Here is a 20,397-nt window from a genome sequence, read left to right on the forward strand (position 1 = left end):
GAGGCGAAACCTGCGTGGGGTCCAAAGTACCGCCGGTCCGTGCGGCGCGCGGCAATCCGCGCGGATCGCCACTTTCTCGCTATCTTCGAAGTGGACCCGCTGCGAACCTTCGGCGGGCGCGGCGCGATGTTCCGGTGGGATGTCGTGGAGGATCGGGGGACGACGGTGCGGTCGAGTCGGTGGGTACTGATGAGCGTCATCGCGGTCGCGACCTTGGTCGCCACCGGCTGCTCGATCACACCGACCGTGGAAGGCAGCGCGCGACCCTCCCCCGCCCCACTGCCCACGCTGCGGGATTACGAGGCCCAGCGGGTCGAGTGGACGCCGTGCCGCGAGCAACGCGAGGCCGAGTGCGGCGAGATCCGCGTGCCCGTCGATTACGCCCGCCCGGAAACCGCCGCCCTCACCATGCCGCTGGTGCGGTTGCCCGCCACCAACCCCGCCCAGCGCATCGGGGTGCTCACCACCAACCCCGGCGGCCCTGGCGAATCCGGTTACGAGGACGTGCTTTCCGCGCTGAACCCGGACGACACCGGCCTGCGCAAATTCCGTATCCGCTACGACCTCGTCGGTTTCGACCCGCGCGGCGTCGGCCGCACCGCGCCCGTGCGGTGTCTCGGCGACCGCGCGATGGACGAATACCTGGCCACCGACTTCACGCCGGTGGACGACGCGGGTCGCCGCGTGGTCGCCGAGGCGCACCGCCGTTACGCCACAGCGTGTCTGCGCAACACCGGCAACCTGCTCGGTTTCGTCGGCACCGAATTCGTGGTGCGCGACATGGACATCATGCGCTCGGCGCTGGGCGAGCCGAAGCTGAACTTCTTCGGCTTCTCCTACGGCACCCGGCTCGGACAGCTGTATGCCGAGCAGTTCCCGGATCGGGTCGGTCGCATGGTGCTGGATTCCGTCGACGACCCGAGTCTGACACCGGACCGGTGGGATTCGCTCGACGCTTCCGATGCCCCCGCGCCCGGTGCGATCTCGGCGCGAGATCGCTTGGTGCACACGATTCTCGAAGCTTGCGCACGCCGCGAGGACTGCCCGCTCGGCAATGATCCGGACGCCGCCATGCGCCGGCTGATCGAGCTGATCGACCGGGTGGACGCCGAGCCCATCGCGGCCTCCGACGGCCGCAGCGTCGGTTCCAATCTCGCCCTGCTCGGCATCTTCATGGCGACCTACGACGAGCGCTACTGGCCGCGGTTCGAGCGCGCATTCGCCGACGCGCTGCGCGGCGACGGCACCGGGCTCGCGGAACTCGCCGACTTCTACGTCGGCCGCGAGGACGGCCGCTACAGCTCCTCCGATCCGGCGTTCTGGGCCGTGGAATGCATGAACGACGACCCGGCCGCCTGGCGCTCGAAGGCAGAGGACGTGATCCTCCGCGACCTGGCGCAGGAGGCGGAGTGGGCGGCCGTGCGCTCACCGCTGTTCGGCGCGAACCGGGTGTTCAGCACCCCGCTGTGTCTGTTCTGGCCGGTCCGGCCGACCCAGAAGTCGGCGGGCGTGGACGCGGCGGGCGCACCGCCCATCCTGCTGCTCAACAACAGCGGCGATCTGGCGACCACGATCGAGGACGCCGAGCACGTCGCCGCCACCCTGGCCGACGCCGTGCTCGTGGTCAGCGAGCACGACGGTCACATCGCCTTCGACAACGGTTCGGCCTGCGTGGACGGCATCGTCATCGCCTACCTCTACGACGGAACCCTCCCGCCGGACGGGACCCGCTGCGCTGACTGACCAGCCGGATAGAGTCGAGCGGTGACCTGGACCGTCGGCTTCGACCTCGACATGACCCTGATCGACTCGCGACCGGGAGTCGCGCACGCCATCGACACCGTCGCCGCGGAATTCCAGCTCCCGCTCCGCGGGGCCGACTTCGTGCAGCGGCTCGGGCCGCCGCTCGATCTGCTGCTCGCCGAGGCGGGTGCGCCAGACGAGCTCATTCCCGCACTGATCACCCGCTACCGCGAGCTGTATCCCGACGTGGTGCCGCGCATTCCCGCCATGCCCGGCGCGGAGGCCGCGCTCGCCGCCGTGAACGCGCGCGACGGGCGGCTGATGGTCGTGACCGGCAAGCATCAGCCGCTCGCGCAACTCCATCTCGACGCACTCGGCTGGCGAATCGACCACCTCGCCGGTGACGTGTGGTCCACCGGCAAGGCCGAGGCACTGCGCGCGCAAGGCGCGGCGATCTACGTCGGCGACCACGCGGGCGACATGCGTGGCGCCAAGGCCGCCGCGGCGTTCGCGGTCGGCGTCACCACCGGCCCCTGCGACGCCGCAGAACTGCTGGCCGCCGGCGCCGACGTCGTCTTGCCCGACCTCACCGAATTCCCATCCTGGCTGGCCGAATTCGCGGCGGCCGGAGCGCCCTCCGCGTCGAGCTCGCGGTAGGCGTACCCCGCTCCGGCCGTGCGCGGGCTTTGCCCGGCTGCGGCATCAGGGCGTATCTCCGCATCGCCTCGGCCGGTGCACGGGCTACCGGCGTCCGGCTGCGTCACCTGGACACACCGCCTCCGCTCCCGCCATGTGCGGGCTCGACCGGACTCCATCCCGCGTCTTCTCGGCGAGCACCGGTATTGATGTGCAGGACCGCGTCGGCCGTGTCGAGAATCGCTCGGTCGAGCGGGGAGTAGCCCTGCCGCGGGGTGGTGTCGGTGCGCGGGCGCGCTGAGGTCACCGCATCGGCCGATGTCAGACCCCAGTCGGCGATGCGACTTTGGAGGACGCTCTCGTAGGTGCCGGGCTCGGGCTCGCCGAGGCCGAGGACCTCGCTGCGGCCCAGGCTTCCGGCGAAGAAGGCGTCTCGCTCACCCACCAGGGACCCCACGATGGCGCCCGCCGAGAACCACCCGAAGTCCATTCCCGCCATCTGGATGGTGCCCCGGTTCCGCTGGAGGTGGGCGTTGTGCGCGCCGACCACGGTGCCGCCGCGCCGGGCTTCGATGTTTCGGATGTCGAGAAGGTTCTCGGCCATCGACGTCTCGCGGATGTCCAGCAGGCCGGACAGGCGGGCGCGCTCGTCGCCATGATGGGCCGCCTGCCGGTGATAGCGCAGCAGACAGCGGCCTGCGGTGAGGTGGATTTTCGCGTTCAGCCACGCGGCGCGTGATGTCGCGGCGATCAGTTCCGGTGCGCGCGCGTAGAGCGCGAGGAGCATGTCGTCGGCGATATCCCGCAGGCGCTCGGCCTCGGCCGTCGCGCCGATCGATTCGGCCGGATCCATGATCGCCTCCGCGCGATCCCAGCGTTCGTCGTCACCGAGGAGTTCGCCGAGGTCGAGATCCAGCCGCAGGTAGTCGCGGGTGTGCTCCAGGAAGCGGCGCGGACTCGGTGCGTCGGGGTTCTCCATCGGGGCGTCGAAACCGTGAAATGCCAAGCGCTCCAAGGGTGGTCGGTTGTGGTTGTATTCGCGCATCCAGGCGACGAGTTCCCGGTTGGCGGCCAGGTCGCCGAACCCGTGCGAGAAGCCTTCGCTCATCGCGGTGTCGAGGCTGCCGACACCGTCCCGGACGTAGTCGTCGACAACGAGCGCGGCGACGCGGTCGGTTTCCAACGCGATCGAGCGGAAGCCGCGGTCGACCAGCTGGACGAACAACTCGTTGCGGACGAAACCGAAGGACGGTTCCCGGTGCGTCGGCTCGCCGAGCGCTACCAGCTCACATGACGCGGAGACGAAGTCTCGAATGTCCTGACTCATGTGTTTTGATCGTATCGTTGAAAGATCGGTTGAAAGTTCCGTCGGGCTGAGCTTGGTGAGGCGCGGTAAAGTCTCGAACCGGTGAAAACTTTTCGGCCCTCCGATCTGGCCCGCGAGCACGGCCTCTCGACCCAGGCGGTCCGCAACTACGAGCGCGACGGGTTTCTCCCGCCCGCCGAGCGCACGCCCAGCGGCTACCGGATCTACACCGAAGTGCACGCGGCGGCCTTGCGGGCCTTTCTCGGTCTAGTCGCGGCGTACGGGCACGCGGCCGCGGGCCGAATCATGAACGCACTCCACGACGACGCGCTCGACGACGCACTGCGCGTCATCGACGGCGGCCACGACCAGTTGCTTCGCGATCGAGAAACCCTCGCTTCTGTGCGGCGCGCGGTCGATCACCTGGCGGCGGAGTCCCCCACCGTCTCCGAGGGCGCCGACAGTCGAACCATCCGCGAACTCGCGCACCGACTCCGCATCACCCCCGCGACGCTGCGCAAGTGGGAGGGTGTCGGCATCCTCGCCCCGGCGCGCGACCCGGCCACCGGATACCGCCGCTACAGCGCGAGCGATATCCGCGACGCCGAGCTCGCGCATCTGCTTCGGCGCGGCGGCTATCCGCTGGAGCGGATCGCCACGGTCGTCCAGCAGATCCGAAGTGCCGGTGGCACAGCCGCATTGGCCGCCGCCCTCGACGACTGGCAACGAAAACTCACCGCCCAGGGTCTTGCCATGCTCGACGCGGCCGGTCTGCTCGGGAACTACCTGCGCGTGCTCGACGATCTGCCGCAACGAGTTTCGGCGTCGGCCGTGCCGGTCAGTCGGCGATGACCTCCAATTCCGGCCGGTGCTCGCGCATCGCCTCGGTGACCTTCAGCAGCGGGACCGACAGCGAGGTCATCGGAATAGACGGCGCGGTGGCGATCGCGTAGTCCCGATCCGGGTGGGTCAGCACAAGATCGATGGCGTCCCCGCTCTGGCACCTGCGCACCCGCACGTGATCCACCGTCGACCACGCGATACGGCCGAACGCCCGGTGCTCCACGGCGTCGTCGGTGATCACCAGATCCGGCCTGCGGCGCAGTCCCGACCACGCCATCTCCGCGCCGATCGCGAGAAACACCAGCGCCCCGATCTTCCCCGCGATCACCGCCGTATCCGTCACGATCGCGAGCACGCAGATCGCCGCGAGCCCGAGACACGCGACCGCCACTCCCACCGTCGTCCGCCACGAGCGAAACACCGTATCGGCGCGCCGCCCCGCCCCCTTCCGCACATGCATTGGCGCATCCTAACGGTGGGCCACGAAGGGGTCGTCCGCACGTGCGCGGCGATCCACGCCAACAGCCCGCGCGGCAATGCGTCGCCGAAGGCGCGATGGCCCAACTATTTTCATTCCGGTGGGCGCCAGCTGAGAACTGGATCCAGGCTGCGTGACATCATGCCGTTCGGTGCTATCCGAATGACGTTGTCGCGCAACCAGGTCGCCGCCGGTGCCGACCACTGGGCGACGGTGCCAATGCGGTAGGACTGGCGTGCGACGGTTCGAGTCCGGGTGCGCCGCAGGCGGTCGTAGCCGGTCAAGGCGGCCTGGATCGGATGCCTGCCGAGCATGGCGGCGAGCGTGACGGCGTCCTCGAGTGCTTGATTGGCGCCCTGCCCGAGATTGGGCGTCATCGCGTGTGCCGCGTCGCCGAGCAGGACGACCCGCCCGCGGGCGAAGGTGTCCAGGGCGGGCAGATCGTAGATGTCGTGACGGAGGACAGCGTCCCCCACGTCTCACTTCCGCCGGGTGTGAAGTCCAGCGGCCGCGTGATCATCCGCCATGCGGTGTATCCGGCATATCGGGGTTCGCGGGCATTCGGCCACACCGATCGGCGCACCACGCTGCGAACCCCATCGGCGCCGATCACCAGGTCGGATTCGCAAGAACCCAGCGAGTGTTCCACCGTCGCGACGGTGCCATGATCCTCGACGCCGACGACCTCGACCGTCGGACGCAGGGCACCGGCGGGCAGCGCCTCCCTCAGGATCTCCAGCAGGTCCGCGCGACGCAGGACGACCAGCGGCCCGTGCCGACGTGCCAGTGCGGCAACGTCGGTGCGAGACAACCACCGACCGGTGCGATCACGGATACCGCCCTCGGTCCCGGGCATTCCGGCGGCCCGCACCCGATCCCCGAGTCCGAGCGCGTCCAAGGCGCGGACACCGTTGGACCACAGCGAGATTCCGGAGCCCGTCGCACCGCTGTCGTCACCCCGCTCGAGCACTTCGACCTGCCACCCGCGGCTCGTCAGGGCCACCGCGGCGGCCAGCCCGCCGATTCCACCGCCTACCACGGTCGCGCTCCGGATCCCGCCCACGATATCCTCCACTACAGCTGTAGTTGCACCTACTACAGTAGTAGTGCAGGACCGGAAGAATGGGAAGCGAGCGTGACCGACACCGCAGATCGCCGCACCCGGCTGGCCGACGCCGCGGTCGAGACCCTCGCCAGAACGGGAATGCGCGGTCTTACACATCGGGCCGTCGACCAGGCCGCGGGATTGCCGGAGGGCTCTTGTTCGAACTGCTTCCGCACCCGGCAGGCGTTACTGGAGGCGACCGTCGAACGGCTCGCGGAGCGCGACGCCGCCGAACTCGCCCTCCCGATGCCTGCCGTCCCGGATCCCGACGAGCTTTCGACGCTGCTCGCCGACATCATCGAGCGATGGCTGACCACCGACCGGGACCGCATGCTCGCCCGCTACGAGTTGGCGCTCGAGTCGACACGGCGACCCGAGCTTCGCAAAGCATTGCGTGACAGCGGAGCCCGATTTCGCACCATGGCTACGGAGTTGTTCGCGGCGCTGGGCGCCCCGGATCCGGCCCAGCGCGCCAACGCCTTCGTCGGCTGCCTGGACGGGGTGATCTTCGACCGGCTGGCGGGGGCGGGCGGCGGGGAGCCCGATCGACAGCAGTTGGCGGAAACCGTGCGAATCCTCTTCAGGGGCTTCCTGGCGTGAGCGGCGACCAGCGCGCCGTGACCTGACAAACCCGCGGCCACACCGATCCGTGCCGCTGCGGCCGCGGGCTTTGGTTCAGGCCGCCTTGTACTTGCGCAGGTATTCGCCGGTCAGCGAGGTGGGGTGGGTCAGGAGGTCGGCGGGGGTGCCGGTGAAGACGATCTGGCCGCCGTCTTTGCCGCCGTCGGGGCCGAGGTCGATCACCCAGTCGGAGTGGGCGACGACGTCGAGGTTGTGTTCGATCACGACGACGGTGTTGCCGCGTTCGACGAGGCCGTCCATGAGCGCGAGCAGGGTGTCGACATCGGACATGTGCAGACCGGTGGTCGGCTCGTCGAGCACGTAGATCGAGCCGGTGTTCTGCAACTGGGTGGCGAGCTTGATGCGCTGGCGTTCGCCGCCCGACAGCGTGCTCATCGCCTGGCCGAGGCTCAGGTACTCGAGACCGACCTCGTTCATGGTGCGCAGCTTGGCGTTCAGCGCCTTCTCCGTGAAGAAGGCGAGCGCCTCCTCCGCCGACATCTCCAGCACGTCCGCGATGGACTTGCCGCGCAGCGTGTGGCCGAGCACGTCCTCGGAGAAGCGGCGGCCGTCGCAGGCGTCGCAGTGCGTGGTGACCGGATCCATGTAGGCGATCTCGGTGATGATCACCCCGCGCCCCTCGCACTGCTTGCACGCACCGTCGGAGTTGAAGCTGAACAGGCTCGGTGATTCGCCCGTCGCCTTGGCGAACAGCTTGCGGATGGGGTCCATCAAGCCCAGATAGGTCGCGGGAGTCGACCGGGACGATGCCGCGATCGGCGACTGGTCGACGAACAGCGCCTCGGGATGTTGGCGCACGAACACGTCCCGGATGAGGCTGCTCTTGCCCGAGCCCGCCACGCCGGTGACGGAGGTCAGAATGCCGGTGGGAATGCCGACCGTGACATCGCGCAGGTTGTGCACACTCGCGTGCTCGATCAGCAGCTCGCCGCTGGCCGCGCGGAAGCTGTCCTTGACGGTGAAGGGTCTGCGCAGACCCGCGCCGGTTGGCGTATCGGCGGCGCGCAGTTCGGCGAAGCTGCCCTGGAACACCACCTGCCCGCCGTGCACACCGGCGCGCGGACCGACATCGACGACGTGGTCGGCGATCTGGATGACATCCGGGTCGTGCTCGACGACCAGCACGGTATTGCCCTTGTCCCGCAACGCTTTCAGCAGATCGTTCAGCCTGCCGACATCGCGCGGGTGCAGCCCGACGCTCGGCTCGTCGAAGATGTAGGTCATCCCGATCAACGTGCTGGACAGATGCTTGATCATCTTCAGCCGCTGGCCCTCACCGCCGGAGAGGGTCGAGGTGGGTCGGTCCAGGCTCAGGTACCCGAGTCCGATGTCGGCGACGCGGCGCAGCGCGGTGCGGATGGCGTCGGCCAAGCCGAGCGCAGCCGGGTCGGTGATCTCGTCGAGCACCGCCATCAGATCGGTGATCTGCATCCGCGACCACTCGGCGATATTCCGGCCGTCGATCTCGGTGGCCAACGCCGCGGCGTTGAGGCGGGCGCCCTTGCAGGTCGGGCACACGCCCTCGGTGAGGAACTTCTGCATCTGCTCGCGGGTCTTCTCGCTGAGCGTGGAGGTGTCGCGCTGCAGACGGGTACGGGTGAACTTCTCCGCGAGCCCCTCGTAATTGGCCTTCCAGGTGCCCTTGGCGAAGGTCAGCTCCACCTTGCCGCCGCTGCCGTACAGGAAGTCCTGGAACTCGGCCTCGGTGTAGTCGGCCAGCTTCTTGTCCGGATCGAAGCGCCCGGAATTGCCGTAGAGCTGCCAATCACCGCTGCCCACACCGTAACCGGGGAGCAGAATGGCGCCTTCGTTGAGCGATTTGGTGCGATCGACCAGCCGGTCGGGGTCCGCGCGAACCGTCATGCCCAGCCCGTCGCAGTCCGGACACATGCCCTGGGGCACGTTGAACGAGTAGTTGTAGACGAATCCGGCCGAGGGCGAACCGAATCGGGCGAACATGGCGCGCACCATCGAGTAGATGTCGGTCATGGTGCCGACCGTGGAGCGCGGACCGCCGCCCACCGGCTGCTGGTCGATGATGACCGGCGCGGTCAGATTCTCGATCGCCTCGGCGTGCGGTCGCTCGTAGCGCGGCAGGAAGTTCAGCACGAACGCCGGGAAGGTGGCGTAGAGCTGCCGCTGCGACTCCACGGCGATGGTGTCGAACACGATGGACGACTTGCCCGACCCGGAAACGCCGGTGAAGACGGTGATCTTGTTCTTGGGGATTTCCAGCGAGACGTTGCGCAGGTTGTGCTCGCTGGCCCCGAGCACCCGGATGACATCGACGGAAACGGCCGAATCGGTAGAAGGCATACCGGACACCATGCCATCGCGCACCGACAAAAGGCCCAGTGCAGAGTGGCCTAGATCACATTTCGAGCGGATCGGTATCACCGTCGGCCGGAAGGCGTCCGTAGAGTCGTGAAGTGAGCCGCGACCCGTACTGGAACCACAACACCCGCTACCATCCCTGGCTGCTCGCCAAGGCGCCGGCGTCCGCACGAACCGCGCTCGACGTGGGCTGCGGCGACGGGCTTCTGGCAAGGAAATTGGCGACGCCCGGCCGCGAAGTCTTCGGGATCGACGCGGACGCGGACGCGCTGAAACAGGCGTCGGGAGCGGACGGCGTGCGCTTCGAACAAGCCGACTTCCGGGATTTCGCAGGCGCTTTCGACTACGTGACAGCCGTGGCGACATTGCATCACGTGCCACTCGACGAGGGCCTGACCGCCCTACGCCGCCTCGTCGCCCCCGGCGGCACGTTGGCCGTGGTCGGACTGTGGAAGATGACGCCGGTCCGCGACGCGGGCTATCTGCCCTTGCTGCCGCTGATCTGGGCCGTCGATCGCCTCCCGCCGCGCCCGAGCGGTCCGGACGTGCCGATGCGGGATCCCGTGGACACCCTCGACGACATCCGGAAATCCGCGGCCGCGATCCTGCCCGGCGCGCGGATCCGGCGTCGTCTCATGTGGCGCTACACATTGCTGTGGCAGCGGCCCGCGTAGGCCGATCCCCGCTCAGCGCAGGCGGGCGAGGACCGGGGCGAACTGTTCCATACTGTCCTCCAGCACGGTGAAGTAGCTGATTCCGAAGCGCTCGCGCAGTTCTCGGACGCGGTCGGCCGCCTCGTCCGGCGAACCGATGAGCAGGGTCGGGACCCGCTCGGGATTGTCGGCGGCAGAGGGCGGCAGCGCCGGTGCGTACGCATCGGCGAGCGCGACCCATTCGTTTCGCGAAACAACCCGCTGCACAAGGAGATTGAGTTCGACCTCGCCCGCGCGATCGCCGAGCAGTTCGTTGACGTAGGCCACCCGCTCGGCGGTTTCGTCCTCGTCGGCGAGTAGCACCGGGCCGCCGGGCGTCGCCGCTCCCCCGCCCGCGAAAGCGACGATGTCCGCTTGCTCGGCGGCGAGCTTCAACAGTCGGTCACCCCACCCGGCCACCAGCAGCGGCGGGCCCGAGGGCTGCGCGGGGCGCGGCTGGTACTCCGGGTCGGCGAACAACTCACGCAGCGTGGTCACCGTCTGCTCGAGGTGCCGCACCCGCTTGCCACCGCTCTCGAAAGGGATTCCCGCGGCGTCGAACTCGGCGCGGACATAGCCGGCGCCGAGCCCGAGTTCCACGCGCCCGTCGGTGAGCTGGTCCGCGCCCGCCGCGTCGCGGGCCAGCAGCACCGGGTTGTAGAAGGCGGTGTTGAGCACGAAGGTATTGAGCCGCACCCGTTCGGTGGCCTCGGCGGCCACGATCATGGCGGGAAACGGCGCCGGCAGGCCGAGGTGGTCGGCGACACCGATCACATCGAAACCGAGTTCCTCGGCCCTGCGGCACTTTTCGACCCACCGGGACCTGGACTCCGGCGTCACCATGTTCACGCCGAAACGAAGAGGACGCTGCACTGTCACCAGAACTGTCTACCCGTCGGCTCGGCGTGCCCGCCACCCGAGGCCGGCGCGCGGGTTCAGCACTGCGCGATCGCACTCGTCGCGACGGCCACGCCGAGCAGCGCCACCGCCGCACTCAGCGCGGGCACCGGGCGCTGGATCACATTGCGGGCCAACCGGCGCAGCGCCTCCTTGCGGCCGAGGCGACGCGGTGCTCCGTCGCCGCCGGAGTGGCGCAGTGTTCCATCGCGGCCGAACCGCAGCGTTCCCGTGCCGAGGCGGCGGAGCGCGGCGGTGTCGAGGCGAAGCGGACGGCGCGCCTGTCCCTCGGCGCCGGAGCCGGCGGAATCGCGGCGGAACCATCGGCGGACGAACCCGAGGATCGCGAGGACGATAGTGGCGGTCACCATGTCCGAGCCCCTCAGGCGCCGAGCGCGTTCGGCGCCGGGCGCGGTGCGGCCGTCTTCGGCAGCACACCCGGCGCGTCGACGATGCCGAAGGTGAGCAGGCTCTCGGCGGTGTCGAGCACCGTCTCGCGGACGGGGCGCATGGTCCAGCCGAGTTCCGCGCGCGCCTTGTCCGCACTGACCAGTTCGGTGCGGCCGAGAACCGGAACGGCCAACCGCACACCCTTGTCGAAGCGGGCGATGAACCGGATCAGCCAGTCGGGCAGCACCCGGGTGGGCACCCGCAGGCCGCGCGGGTTGTACTCGTCCGCGAGGATCCGGGCCAGGTCGGCCATCCACACCGGATCGGCCGCGCAGATGTACCGATTGCCCGCGGCCTGCGGCAGTTCCATCGCCAGCCGGTGCGCCACGGCGAGATCGCGCACGTCGACCGGTGTCCAGCCGGTGCGAATCGAGCCGGGCACGTCGCGCGCCAGCAGCCGCCTGATCGGCTCGTGAGAGGTGCTGGTGACCGCGGTTTGCAGCGGGCCGAGCACCATGCCAGGATTCACCGCCGCCAGCTCGAGTCCGCGCTCGGCGGGCAGGCCGCCGACGAAGTCCCACGCCGCGCGTTCGGCCAGCGTCTTGCTCTTCTGGTAGGGCGGAATCCGTTCCACCACCGACCAATCCGCCTCGGTGCGCACCTCGTCCACGTCGTGGCCGTAGGCGATCGCGGCGATCGAGGAGGTGAGCACCACTCGGCGGACCCCCTGCTCCGCGGCAGCCGCGCGCAGCACCCGCAGCGTGCCCTGCACTGCCGGTTCGACGAGTTCGCGCTCGTCGTCGGGGATGTACGGCGGGAACGGCGAGGCCACGTGCAGCACGTACGCGCAGCCCGCGACGGCCTCGGACCAGCCCGCGTCGTGGTCGAGATCCGCGGCGACGAACTCGAGGTCCGCACCGAGGCGGCGCGCGAGCTCCACGAGGTGCGCGCGCTTGCCGGTGTTCGCCAGGTCGCGCACGGTGGCGCGGACCCGATAGCCGTGTTCGAGAAGTTCGGCGATGACGTGTCCGGCGATGAATCCCGTTGCGCCGGTGACGAGTACCTGGTTGCTCATGTGTCCCACCTGTCTGGGGAAAGAGGGAGACGGCCGGAATCTAAGCGCCGCTCAGATAATCTAAGCACCGCATAGATAGGTTGTCCAGCCCCCGTCGCATACGCTCGGATGGTGAAGCGGACCAGTTACCACCACGGCGCACTGCGTGATGAGCTGATCGCCGCATGCTTGCGCCTGATCGAAACCGAGGGCATCGCGGCGGTGAGCCTGCGCCGCGTGGCCAGAGAGGCGGGCGTCAGCACCGGCGCGCCGTACCATCACTTCGCCGACCGGGCCGCGCTGCTCGCGACCCTGTCCACCAAGGGTTTCGAGCTGCTCGCGGCCGAACTCACCGCCGCGCGGGCGGCCGCGACCGGCTCACCGCTGGACACCCTCGGCGCACTGACCGTCGCCTACGTCCGCTTCTCGCGAGAGCAGCCCGCCTACTTCCGCCTGATGTTCCGGCCCGAGCTCTCCCAACCGGAGAAGCACCCCGATGCCGTCGCCGCGGGCGACGCCGCGTTCGCGGTCCTGGCCGATGCCATCGGCGACTGCGTTGCGGCCGGTCTGCTGCCCGCCGACAAAGCCGACATCCTCGGCATCACCTGGTGGGGCATCGGCCACGGACTCGCCTCGCTGTGGCTGGACGGTCAGCTGGAGAAACGAAGCAGCCAACTCGGCACGACCGCTCCCGAACTGGTCGAAGAAGTACTGCGCACGGTGTCTTCGTTTCTCACGCCCGGGCCTTGACCCGGTTCGGCGCTTTCTGCCCTAGAGTGGGCGCCAGATGTTTGCTGTTCCGTCACTGCTCAACCCGAATACCGTGAGCCGAGAGGGATGACCGGATGTCCGCACAGCAGCTCGACCCCGTCGTCCAAGAGTTCGTGGACGCGCTCAACGCCAACGACCTCGACCGCTTCCGCGCGGTGCTCACCGAGGACGCGACCATGTCCGACGACGGCGTGGAGCGCGATGTCGCGCAGTGGACCGACGCGGAGATCTTCGCGAGCAACGGCCGGATGCAGGTCGAATCGGTGACCGACGGCGGCGTGGAACTGCTCGCCGACTACACGAATTCGCGCTGGGGATCGATGCGCACCGCGTGGCGGTTCATTGTGCGCGACGGCAAGATCAGCCGATTCGAGACCGGACAGGCCTGACCTCTTGCCGTGGCCGCGCCGATCTTGACATTCTGACCTCGTGTTCGACGCGCCGCCCTACGGCTCGGGTTCCCTGGCCGACCTGTTCCCCTCCGTCCTCGCCTGCCTCGGTGTGCCCGGCGAAATCGATCGGCTCGGCCTCGGCCTGTCCGCCCGCCGGATCTGCGTCCTACTGGTGGACGGACTCGGCGCGGAAGCGCTCGCCGCGCACCAGCGGGAGGCGCCGTTCCTGTCGAGTCTCGCGCCCGGCCAGCTGTCGGCGGGATTCCCGAGCACGACCGCGACCAGCCTGAGCTCGCTCGGCGTGGGGGTGCCGCCGGGTGAGCACGGCATCGTCGGATATCTGATGAACGTGCCCGGCTACGACCGGTTGGTCAACGCGCTGCGCTGGCGCCTGCACGGCGAGGGCCCGAAGGTGGACCTGCTTCGCGAACTCGTGCCGGAGCAGTTCCAGCCCGCCGCAACGGTATTCGAACGCGCCGCCCGCGCGGGGATCAGCGTCTCGCAGGTCGCTCCGATGTATCAGGCGGGCTCCGGACTGACCAGGGCCGTGCTGCGCGGCTGCGATTTCCGCCCGAGCCTGTCGTTCGGCGATCTGGTCGACGGCGTGTCCACCGCCTTGCGCGTGGGCGACCGCTCGCTGGTCTATGCCTATCACGGCGACCTGGACACCACCGGTCATGTGCGCGGTCCGTCCTCGGACGCGTGGCGGCTGGAACTCGCGCACGTCGACCGCCTTGCCGCCACGATCGCCGAACACCTGCCGCCGGACGCGGCACTGCTGGTGACCGCCGACCACGGCATGGTGGAGCTGACCGGAACGGTGGATTTCGACGCGGTCGAGGCCTTGCGCGCCGGTGTCGACCGGCTCGGCGGCGAACCGCGGGCCCGGCACGTCTACACCGTCGACGGCGCGGTGGACGATGTCGCGGCGGCGTGGCGGGAGACGCTCGGCGCCGATTTCGCGGTGCTGCCGCGCGCCGAGGTGATCGAACGCGGCTGGTTCGGGCCGACGGTGGAGTCGTCGGTGGTCGAGCGGATCGGCGATCTCGTCGTCGCGGCGCGCGGACCGCGCGGTGTCATCCGCACCGGCGCCGAACCGCTGCAATCGGCGATGCTGGGCCACCACGGATCGCTGACCTCGGCCGAGCTGAACGTGCCGCTGCGCACCTGCCTCGCCTGATCGACACACCGGACCGCCTCGACACACCCGAAGCAGGCCCGCTTACCCTCGATACCGATCGCGGCGGCCCATCCGCTCGACCAGGTGACCAGGAGGAGCAGATGAACGCCACCGTGCGCAGGACCGTCCTCGGCGCGGCGGCCGCCGCGCTGCTGCTGGCCGGATGCACCGACATCGAGCGCGCGCTCAACAAGGGCGGCGACACACCGTGCAGCGAGTACGTCAAGCAGGACGCCGACACCAAACGCATGACGATCACCAAGTTCGTCAAGCAGCAGACCGGCGATGATCGCGAACCCGCAGGCACCGCCGTCGACGCCACCATCATCTCCGTCGACCTGCTCTGCGCAGGCCAGCGCAATGCGGAGACGCCCATCAAGAACGCCGACGTAGCGGGCATCTTCCTCAACAAGTGAGGTGCCAGGGCGTTCACCGCCCAACGGGCGGATGGGCGGCCAGCCAGTCGGTGGCGCGCTTGCGGGAGGCGCGGGAAAGCCAGGCGTCCTGGATGATCTCGGTGAGCTCGCCGACGGTGATCTCGTGCAGGCGGCAGGCGCGCACCAGCACCGAGGGGGGTCCGTCGAAGTGCGGTGTCGTGAAGAACGGCGAGTCCGGATCCTGTACCAGCGCTTGCTTATCCGACTCCGAGGGCACCCAGATGACGATCACGTCCGGGTAGCGCTCGCCGGTCTGCGGGTCGAAGGCATCGGGCCGTGGATTGCGGAAAAACACGAACGACTTCCCGCCGACCTGGTAGATGGCGTTGCCGAGCGGGCCCGCCGCGTTGGTCACGTGCGGCATGCCGCGCGCGATGGTGTGGACGTCGGAGAGCCGGGCTGGTCGCTCGCGTTTCCCCATGCCAAGAGGGTAATAAACGGCGTGTCGTCGCGTTGCGTCCGCCATGATGAGAGCACGAAGAGGCGATTTCACTCGACGACAAGGGTTTTCCGCGGTGGCACCGTCGCGCACCCTCACCCGGCAGCGGGCAGAACTGGAGAAGGAGTGGACCCGGTGGGCATCGACCGCCGGTCCTCGCGCGCGCGTGCACCCCCAGTCCAGTGTCCTACGCAACGACGTGGCGCAGTCCTGGCAGCGTTCGCTGCACACCGTCGATCCTGCCCGCACCGTCGCGCCGGGGCTCGACCGGATCGATGACCGATGGGCGGAATCCCCGCTGCGCGGACCGGTCACCGAACTGGCGGGCCACATGCGCGGCATCGCCGAGGACGCGAAATACCTGGCTGTGGTCAGCGACGCGGCGGGCACGATCCTGTGGTCCGGCGGTGACCGCAGGCTGCGCCGCCAGGCCGAGGACGTGAACTTCGCGCCGGGCGGCTGCTGGGACGAAAGCCATATGGGCACCAACGGGTTGTCCCTCGCTTTGCACGACGATCGTCCGGTCACCGTGTTCTCCGCCGAGCACTTGGTCGCCGCGCTGCACGGGTGGGTCTGCTACTCCGCGCCGATCCACGCGCCGGACGGCAAGCTGCTCGGCGTCCTGGATCTGTCCAGCGTCTGGAGCCGCTCGCATCCGATGGCGATGGCCTCGGTGCGTTCGCTGGTGACGGCCGTGGAAACGGTGCTGCGCACCAGCGCGCCGCCGCCCGCCGCGGGGGTCCGGCTCGAATGTCTCGGCACGGCAAGGCTGTTGCGCGACGGCAGGCCGGTGCCGCTGCCGCCGCGTCAGCTGGAGATCCTCGCGTTGCTCGCGCTGGAACCGGAGGGCTACACCCCCGAGCAGCTGCACGCGGCGGTCTACGGCGACCGTCCGGTCTCGACCAACACCCTGAAAGCCGATGTCTCGCACCTGCGCCGGGCCACCGGCGGTGAGATCGCCAATCGCCGCTACATGCTGACCGGCCCGCTGTCCTGCGACGCGGTCGACCTGCTCGCCGCGATCACCGCGGGCGACACCTCGAGCGCGGTCTGGCACTACCGTGGCCCGCTGCTTCCTGGTTCCGACACCCCCGGCGTCGTCGAATGGCGCGACTACCTCGATGTCGGCATTCGCACCGCGGTCCTGGCCAGCGACCGTCCCGAGCACGCGATCGCCTTCGGCGAGCGCGCGGCGGACGACATCGCCGTGCACGAACACGCGTTGCGGCTGTTGCCCGCCGACGACGTCCGCCGCGCGGTGGTCGCCGCCCGGCTGCACAACGCACTCCACGGCTGACACCGCGCGCACGATCGAGACCGCGCGGTCACCAACCTCGCGCCAACCTTCGCCGTCCATAGTGGCCTCGTCGCTGGGTTTCGCGCGAGGAGTGATTGCGATGATCTACGCCAAACCGGGTTCCGACGCCGCGATAGTCGGTTACGCCACCCGCTACGACAACTTCATCGACGGCGACTGGGCCGCCCCGATCGAAGGACGATACTTCGACAATCCCTCCCCCGTCGACGGCGAAACCTTCTGCTCGGTAGCCCGTTCCACCGCGGCCGACATCGATCTGGCATTGGAGTCCGCGCACCACGCCGCCGCGGCATGGGCGGCGACCTCGCCGACCGAGCGCTCGAACATCCTCCTGAAGATCGCCGAGCGCCTGGAGAACAGCCTCGAGCCGCTCGCGGTCGCCGAGACCTGGGACAACGGCAAACCGGTCCGCGAAACCCTCGCCGCCGACCTGCCTTTGGCGGTGGACCACTTCCGCTACTTCGCGGGCGCCATCCGGGCCCAGGAGGGCAGCATCGCCCAGATCGACGCCGACACCGTCGCCTACCACTTCTACGAGCCGCTCGGCGTCGTCGGACAGATCATTCCGTGGAACTTCCCCATCCTGATGGCGGCGTGGAAGCTGGCTCCCGCGCTGGCCGCGGGCAACTGCGTGGTGCTCAAACCGGCCGAGCAGACGCCCGCCTCGATTCTGCTCGTGGTGGAGCTGATCGCGGATCTGCTGCCTCCGGGAGTTCTCAACGTGGTCAATGGTTTCGGTGTGGAGGCGGGCAAGCCGCTGGCGTCGAGCCCGCGGGTGGCCAAGGTCGCGTTCACCGGAGAGACCACCACGGGGCGGCTGATCATGCAGTACGCGAGCGAGAACATCATTCCGGTGACGCTGGAGTTGGGTGGCAAGAGTCCCAACATCTTCCTGCCCGATGTCATGGCCGCCGACGACGAATTCCTGGACAAGGCCGTCGAGGGCTTCGTGATGTTCGCGCTCAACCAGGGCGAGGTGTGCACCTGCCCGTCGCGGGCGCTGATCCACTCCTCCATCTACGACGAGTTCCTGGCCCGCTGCCTGGAGCGGACCGCGGCCATCGAGGGCGGGAACCCGCTCGACGACACGACCATGATCGGCGCCCAGGCCAGCAACGACCAGTACGAGAAAATCCTGTCCTACATCGATATCGGCAGGCAGGAAGGCGCCCGCGTGCTCACCGGAGGTGAAGCGCGCAAGGTGGACGGACTACCCGGCGGGTACTACATCCAGCCCACCGTGCTCGAGGGCGACAACACCATGCGCGTCTTCCAGGAGGAGATCTTCGGACCCGTTGTGGCGGTGACCCGTTTCGACACCGTCGACGAAGCGGTCCGGATCGCCAACGACACCCTCTACGGCCTCGGCGCGGGCGTGTGGACCAGGGACGGCGCCACCGCCTACCGGATGGGCCGGGCCATCAAAGCGGGCCGGGTGTGGACCAACTGCTACCACGCCTATCCCGCGCACGCCGCCTTCGGCGGATACAAGAAGTCCGGCATCGGCAGGGAAAACCACAAGATGATGCTGGACCACTACCAGCAGACCAAGAACCTGCTGGTGAGCTACTCCCCCACCAAGCTCGGATTCTTCTGATGCGGAATCGAATCACTCTGATGTCGAACCGGATTCATCGCGTCGGCATGACCGACGCGGCGCAAGTCGTCTTGCGCCGGTTGATCGAACACCACGGGCCGGTGCTGTTCCACCAGTCCGGCGGATGCTGCGACGGCAGCTCGCCCATGTGCTTCCCGGCCCGCGAGTTCCGGGTCGGCGCCGCCGACGTGCTGCTCGGACAGCTGCCCTGGCACACCGAGTTCTGGATGAGCGGCGATCAGTTCCAGCTGTGGAAACACACGCACCTGACGGTGGACGTGGTGCCGGGGCGCGGCTCGGGCTTCTCCCTCGAGTCGCCGGAGGGCGTGCGTTTCCTCATCCGATCCCGCCTGCTGACCGACGAGGAAGCGGCAGCACTGGCGGCCGGTCCGCCGCCGCGCACCGGAGCCGAACGGCTCACCTGAGGCCCGGCGACGGGACGCCTGGCCGGCTCGCCCGCAGACCGAGCCGGCCAGGCCCCGGGCTCAGCGACCGGGAAGGAGCCGCAGGCTGCGCGCGACGAGCATCAGGAACCGCTGCCACAGGTCTTGCGAAAGGAACGGCGGCGGATCCAGATTCATGAACCGGGTGACAACGACCGTCTGCGGTTCGGTGAACTTCAGCAGGCCGTCCGCGCCGTGCCTGCGCCCGACGCCGGAGATACCCATGCCGCCCATCGGCGCGGCGGTGGTGCCCCACGCCGGTGCGTAGCCTTCGTCGACGCACACGGTGCCGGCGTGCAGTCGCTGCGCGATCTTCTCGCCCGCCGACTTGCTCTCCGCCCACACGCTGGCGTTGAGGCCGTACTCGGTGTCGTTGGCCAACCGGATGGCGTCCTCGACGGAATCGACAGGATAGATCGACACCAGCGGGCCGAAGGTCTCGTTGCGGCCGCACTCCATCTCGTCGGTGACGTCGGCGAGCACGGTCGGCTCGAAGAACAGCGGACCGAGGTCGGGGCGCGCCTTGCCGCCCGCGAGCACCGTGGCGCCCTTGGAGGTGGCGTCGGCGACGTGCTTGGTGACGGTCTCCAGCTGCGACTCCGAGATGAGGGAGCCGATGTCGGCCGAATTGTCGTAGGCGGCGCCTAGTTTCGCGGCACGCACCGCGGCGAGGAACTTCTCGGTGAACTCGTCCGCGACCGCCTTCTCGACGTAGAGCCGCTCGATCGAGATACACAGCTGGCCCGCGTTGGAGAAGCACGCCCGCACCGCGGCCTTGGCCGCCTTGGCCAGATCCGCGCCGCGGGTGACGATCATCGGGTTCTTGCCGCCCAGTTCGGCGGAGAATCCGATGAGCCTGCGCCCGCACTGTTCGGCGAGGGCACGGCCGGTGGCCGAGGAGCCGGTGAACATCAGGTAGTCGCAGTTGTCGACGATGGCGGTGCCGACCTCGGTGCCGGGACCGGGGACGACGGCGAGCAGGTCGCGCGGCAGTCCGGCCTGGTAGAGGAGTTCGGCGGCGGCCAGCGCGGAGTACGGCGTCTGGCTGTCGGGCTTGACCACCACCGCGTTGCCCGCGAGCAACGCGGGGATGGAGTCGCCGATGGACAGCACCATCGGGTAGTTCCACGGCGCGATCACGCCGACGACGCCCTTGGGGTGGACATGCACCGCGGCGCGGTTCAGCACCGGGAACGCGCCGGGCACCTTGCGCGGCGCCAGCAGGCCGGGCGCGACCTTGGCGAAGTAGCGGGCCGCGAACATCATGCCCATGATCTCTTCCTGGGCCGCCCAGCGCGCCTTGCCTGTCTCGGCTTGGATGACGTCCATCAGGGCTTCGCGGTTCTCGATGAGCAGCGTGCGGAAGCGATCGAACACCGCAGAGCGCTCCGCGGCGGGGCGTGCGGCCCAACGCGCCTGCGCGGCCCTGGCCTTGGCGAATGCCGACGCCACATCCTCGGCGGTGCCGACCGGCACGGAGCCGAGCGGTTTGCCGGTGAACGTCTCGGCGATCGTCTTGCGCGAGCGAGCCTCGGGGCCGTCGATCGCGGCGAGCGCGCTCAGACGGTCGAAGACTCCGGCTTCCGGCGCTGGCATCCTTGCCTCCTACTTGTGAGTAACTTCGGGATACACACAATCTACGCTGTCGCGCCGCCCGAACACACGCGGTCGACAGACTCGGTCCCGAAATCCGGCGCGGC

General features: G+C 69.0%; 22 protein-coding genes. 12 read left to right on the forward strand and 10 right to left on the reverse strand.

Annotation, left to right across the window (positions count from 1 at the left end; genetic code table 11):
• Window positions 1–90: 90 nt before the first annotated feature.
• Together NAM01S_RS00715 and NAM01S_RS00720 are read left to right on the forward strand one after the other, a co-directional pair.
• The gene (locus tag NAM01S_RS00715) at window positions 91–1,743 is read left to right on the forward strand and encodes an alpha/beta hydrolase (RefSeq protein WP_067778044.1); all 1,653 of its coding nucleotides are present in this window, start codon (window positions 91–93) and stop codon (window positions 1,741–1,743) included.
• Between the two features lie 21 nt (window positions 1,744–1,764).
• Window positions 1,765–2,400: an HAD family hydrolase gene (locus tag NAM01S_RS00720; RefSeq protein WP_157107533.1), complete on the forward strand. Its 636-nt coding sequence runs from the start codon at window positions 1,765–1,767 to the stop codon at window positions 2,398–2,400.
• Window positions 2,401–2,503: 103 nt separating this feature from the next.
• Here NAM01S_RS00720 and NAM01S_RS00725 read toward each other — a convergent pair whose 3' ends face one another.
• Window positions 2,504–3,826, reverse strand: coding sequence for an erythromycin esterase family protein (locus NAM01S_RS00725; RefSeq protein WP_303755242.1), 1,323 nt, complete (start codon window positions 3,824–3,826; stop codon window positions 2,504–2,506).
• Here NAM01S_RS00725 and NAM01S_RS00730 point away from each other — a divergent pair.
• Window positions 3,788–4,537: a TioE family transcriptional regulator gene (locus tag NAM01S_RS00730; protein WP_067778046.1), complete on the forward strand. Its 750-nt coding sequence runs from the start codon at window positions 3,788–3,790 to the stop codon at window positions 4,535–4,537. The genes NAM01S_RS00725 and NAM01S_RS00730 overlap by 39 nt on opposite strands.
• On the opposite strand, the gene NAM01S_RS00735 is transcribed toward NAM01S_RS00730, so the two are convergent.
• The 3 genes from NAM01S_RS00735 to NAM01S_RS36290 form a co-directional block, all read right to left on the reverse strand.
• Window positions 4,524–4,988: a hypothetical protein gene (locus NAM01S_RS00735; protein ID WP_157107534.1), complete on the reverse strand. Its 465-nt coding sequence runs from the start codon at window positions 4,986–4,988 to the stop codon at window positions 4,524–4,526. The genes NAM01S_RS00730 and NAM01S_RS00735 overlap by 14 nt on opposite strands.
• Before the next feature lie 110 nt (window positions 4,989–5,098).
• A complete protein-coding gene (locus NAM01S_RS36285; protein WP_253798086.1) occupies window positions 5,099–5,383 on the reverse strand; it encodes a flavin-dependent monooxygenase in 285 nt (94 codons plus the stop codon).
• A complete protein-coding gene (locus tag NAM01S_RS36290; protein ID WP_253798088.1) occupies window positions 5,380–6,069 on the reverse strand; it encodes an FAD-dependent oxidoreductase in 690 nt (229 codons plus the stop codon). Before NAM01S_RS36290 ends, NAM01S_RS36285 begins: the two co-directional genes overlap by 4 nt.
• Before the next feature lie 72 nt (window positions 6,070–6,141).
• Between NAM01S_RS36290 and NAM01S_RS00745 the strand changes: the two genes are divergently transcribed.
• Complete coding sequence (locus NAM01S_RS00745; RefSeq protein ID WP_067778048.1) at window positions 6,142–6,711, forward strand: TetR/AcrR family transcriptional regulator; 570 nt, start codon at window positions 6,142–6,144, stop codon at window positions 6,709–6,711.
• 75 nt (window positions 6,712–6,786) lie between these two features.
• Here the strand turns inward: NAM01S_RS00745 and NAM01S_RS00750 are convergent, their stop codons facing one another.
• Window positions 6,787–9,069 carry an ATP-binding cassette domain-containing protein gene (locus tag NAM01S_RS00750; RefSeq protein ID WP_067778319.1) on the reverse strand — a complete coding sequence of 761 codons (2,283 nt, stop codon included), beginning with the start codon at window positions 9,067–9,069 and terminating at the stop codon, window positions 6,787–6,789.
• A 113-nt stretch (window positions 9,070–9,182) separates the two neighbouring features.
• Here NAM01S_RS00750 and NAM01S_RS00755 point away from each other — a divergent pair, with 113 nt between their 5' ends.
• Complete coding sequence (locus tag NAM01S_RS00755; RefSeq protein ID WP_067778049.1) at window positions 9,183–9,761, forward strand: class I SAM-dependent methyltransferase; 579 nt, start codon at window positions 9,183–9,185, stop codon at window positions 9,759–9,761.
• A gap of 12 nt (window positions 9,762–9,773) precedes the next feature.
• Here NAM01S_RS00755 and NAM01S_RS00760 read toward each other — a convergent pair whose 3' ends face one another.
• From NAM01S_RS00760 to NAM01S_RS00770, 3 genes are read right to left on the reverse strand one after another with little or no spacing between them, the layout of a single operon-like run.
• Complete coding sequence (locus tag NAM01S_RS00760; protein WP_084482233.1) at window positions 9,774–10,658, reverse strand: LLM class F420-dependent oxidoreductase; 885 nt, start codon at window positions 10,656–10,658, stop codon at window positions 9,774–9,776.
• 56 nt (window positions 10,659–10,714) lie between these two features.
• Window positions 10,715–11,047 (reverse strand): hypothetical protein, encoded by a 333-nt coding sequence (locus NAM01S_RS00765; protein WP_067778051.1) that lies wholly within the window; start codon window positions 11,045–11,047, stop codon window positions 10,715–10,717.
• A gap of 11 nt (window positions 11,048–11,058) precedes the next feature.
• On the reverse strand, window positions 11,059–12,141 hold the full coding sequence (locus NAM01S_RS00770) for an SDR family oxidoreductase (protein WP_067778052.1): 1,083 nt from the start codon (window positions 12,139–12,141) through the stop codon (window positions 11,059–11,061).
• Between the two features lie 108 nt (window positions 12,142–12,249).
• On the opposite strand from NAM01S_RS00770, the gene NAM01S_RS00775 reads away from it, so the two are divergent.
• The 4 genes from NAM01S_RS00775 (at window position 12,250) to NAM01S_RS00790 (ending at window position 14,879) form a co-directional block, all read left to right on the forward strand.
• The gene (locus NAM01S_RS00775) at window positions 12,250–12,870 is read left to right on the forward strand and encodes a TetR/AcrR family transcriptional regulator (protein ID WP_067778053.1); all 621 of its coding nucleotides are present in this window, start codon (window positions 12,250–12,252) and stop codon (window positions 12,868–12,870) included.
• 95 nt (window positions 12,871–12,965) lie between these two features.
• Entirely contained in the window at window positions 12,966–13,280 is a 315-nt protein-coding gene (locus tag NAM01S_RS00780) for a nuclear transport factor 2 family protein (protein WP_067778054.1), read from the forward strand.
• Between the two features lie 40 nt (window positions 13,281–13,320).
• Window positions 13,321–14,463 carry an alkaline phosphatase family protein gene (locus NAM01S_RS00785; protein WP_067778055.1) on the forward strand — a complete coding sequence of 381 codons (1,143 nt, stop codon included), beginning with the start codon at window positions 13,321–13,323 and terminating at the stop codon, window positions 14,461–14,463.
• Window positions 14,464–14,564: 101 nt separating this feature from the next.
• The gene (locus tag NAM01S_RS00790; RefSeq protein WP_067778056.1) at window positions 14,565–14,879 is read left to right on the forward strand and encodes a hypothetical protein; all 315 of its coding nucleotides are present in this window, start codon (window positions 14,565–14,567) and stop codon (window positions 14,877–14,879) included.
• A gap of 13 nt (window positions 14,880–14,892) precedes the next feature.
• Here NAM01S_RS00790 and NAM01S_RS00795 read toward each other — a convergent pair whose 3' ends face one another.
• A complete protein-coding gene (locus NAM01S_RS00795) occupies window positions 14,893–15,321 on the reverse strand; it encodes an MmcQ/YjbR family DNA-binding protein (protein ID WP_067778057.1) in 429 nt (142 codons plus the stop codon).
• Window positions 15,322–15,415: 94 nt separating this feature from the next.
• Here NAM01S_RS00795 and NAM01S_RS00800 point away from each other — a divergent pair, with 94 nt between their 5' ends.
• From NAM01S_RS00800 to NAM01S_RS00810, 3 genes are all read left to right on the forward strand, one after another.
• A complete protein-coding gene (locus tag NAM01S_RS00800) occupies window positions 15,416–16,636 on the forward strand; it encodes a winged helix-turn-helix domain-containing protein (RefSeq protein WP_067778058.1) in 1,221 nt (406 codons plus the stop codon).
• 100 nt (window positions 16,637–16,736) lie between these two features.
• On the forward strand, window positions 16,737–18,254 hold the full coding sequence (gene exaC, locus NAM01S_RS00805; protein ID WP_067778059.1) for an acetaldehyde dehydrogenase ExaC: 1,518 nt from the start codon (window positions 16,737–16,739) through the stop codon (window positions 18,252–18,254).
• A gap of 20 nt (window positions 18,255–18,274) precedes the next feature.
• Entirely contained in the window at window positions 18,275–18,679 is a 405-nt protein-coding gene (locus NAM01S_RS00810) for a DUF779 domain-containing protein (protein WP_067778060.1), read from the forward strand.
• Window positions 18,680–18,739: 60 nt separating this feature from the next.
• Here the strand turns inward: NAM01S_RS00810 and NAM01S_RS00815 are convergent, their stop codons facing one another.
• Window positions 18,740–20,293 (reverse strand): succinic semialdehyde dehydrogenase, encoded by a 1,554-nt coding sequence (locus NAM01S_RS00815; RefSeq protein WP_067778061.1) that lies wholly within the window; start codon window positions 20,291–20,293, stop codon window positions 18,740–18,742.
• Window positions 20,294–20,397: the final 104 nt, after the last annotated feature.

It is taken from the genome of Nocardia amikacinitolerans NBRC 108937, assembly GCF_001612615.1.
Lineage (GTDB): Bacteria > Actinomycetota > Actinomycetes > Mycobacteriales > Mycobacteriaceae > Nocardia > Nocardia amikacinitolerans.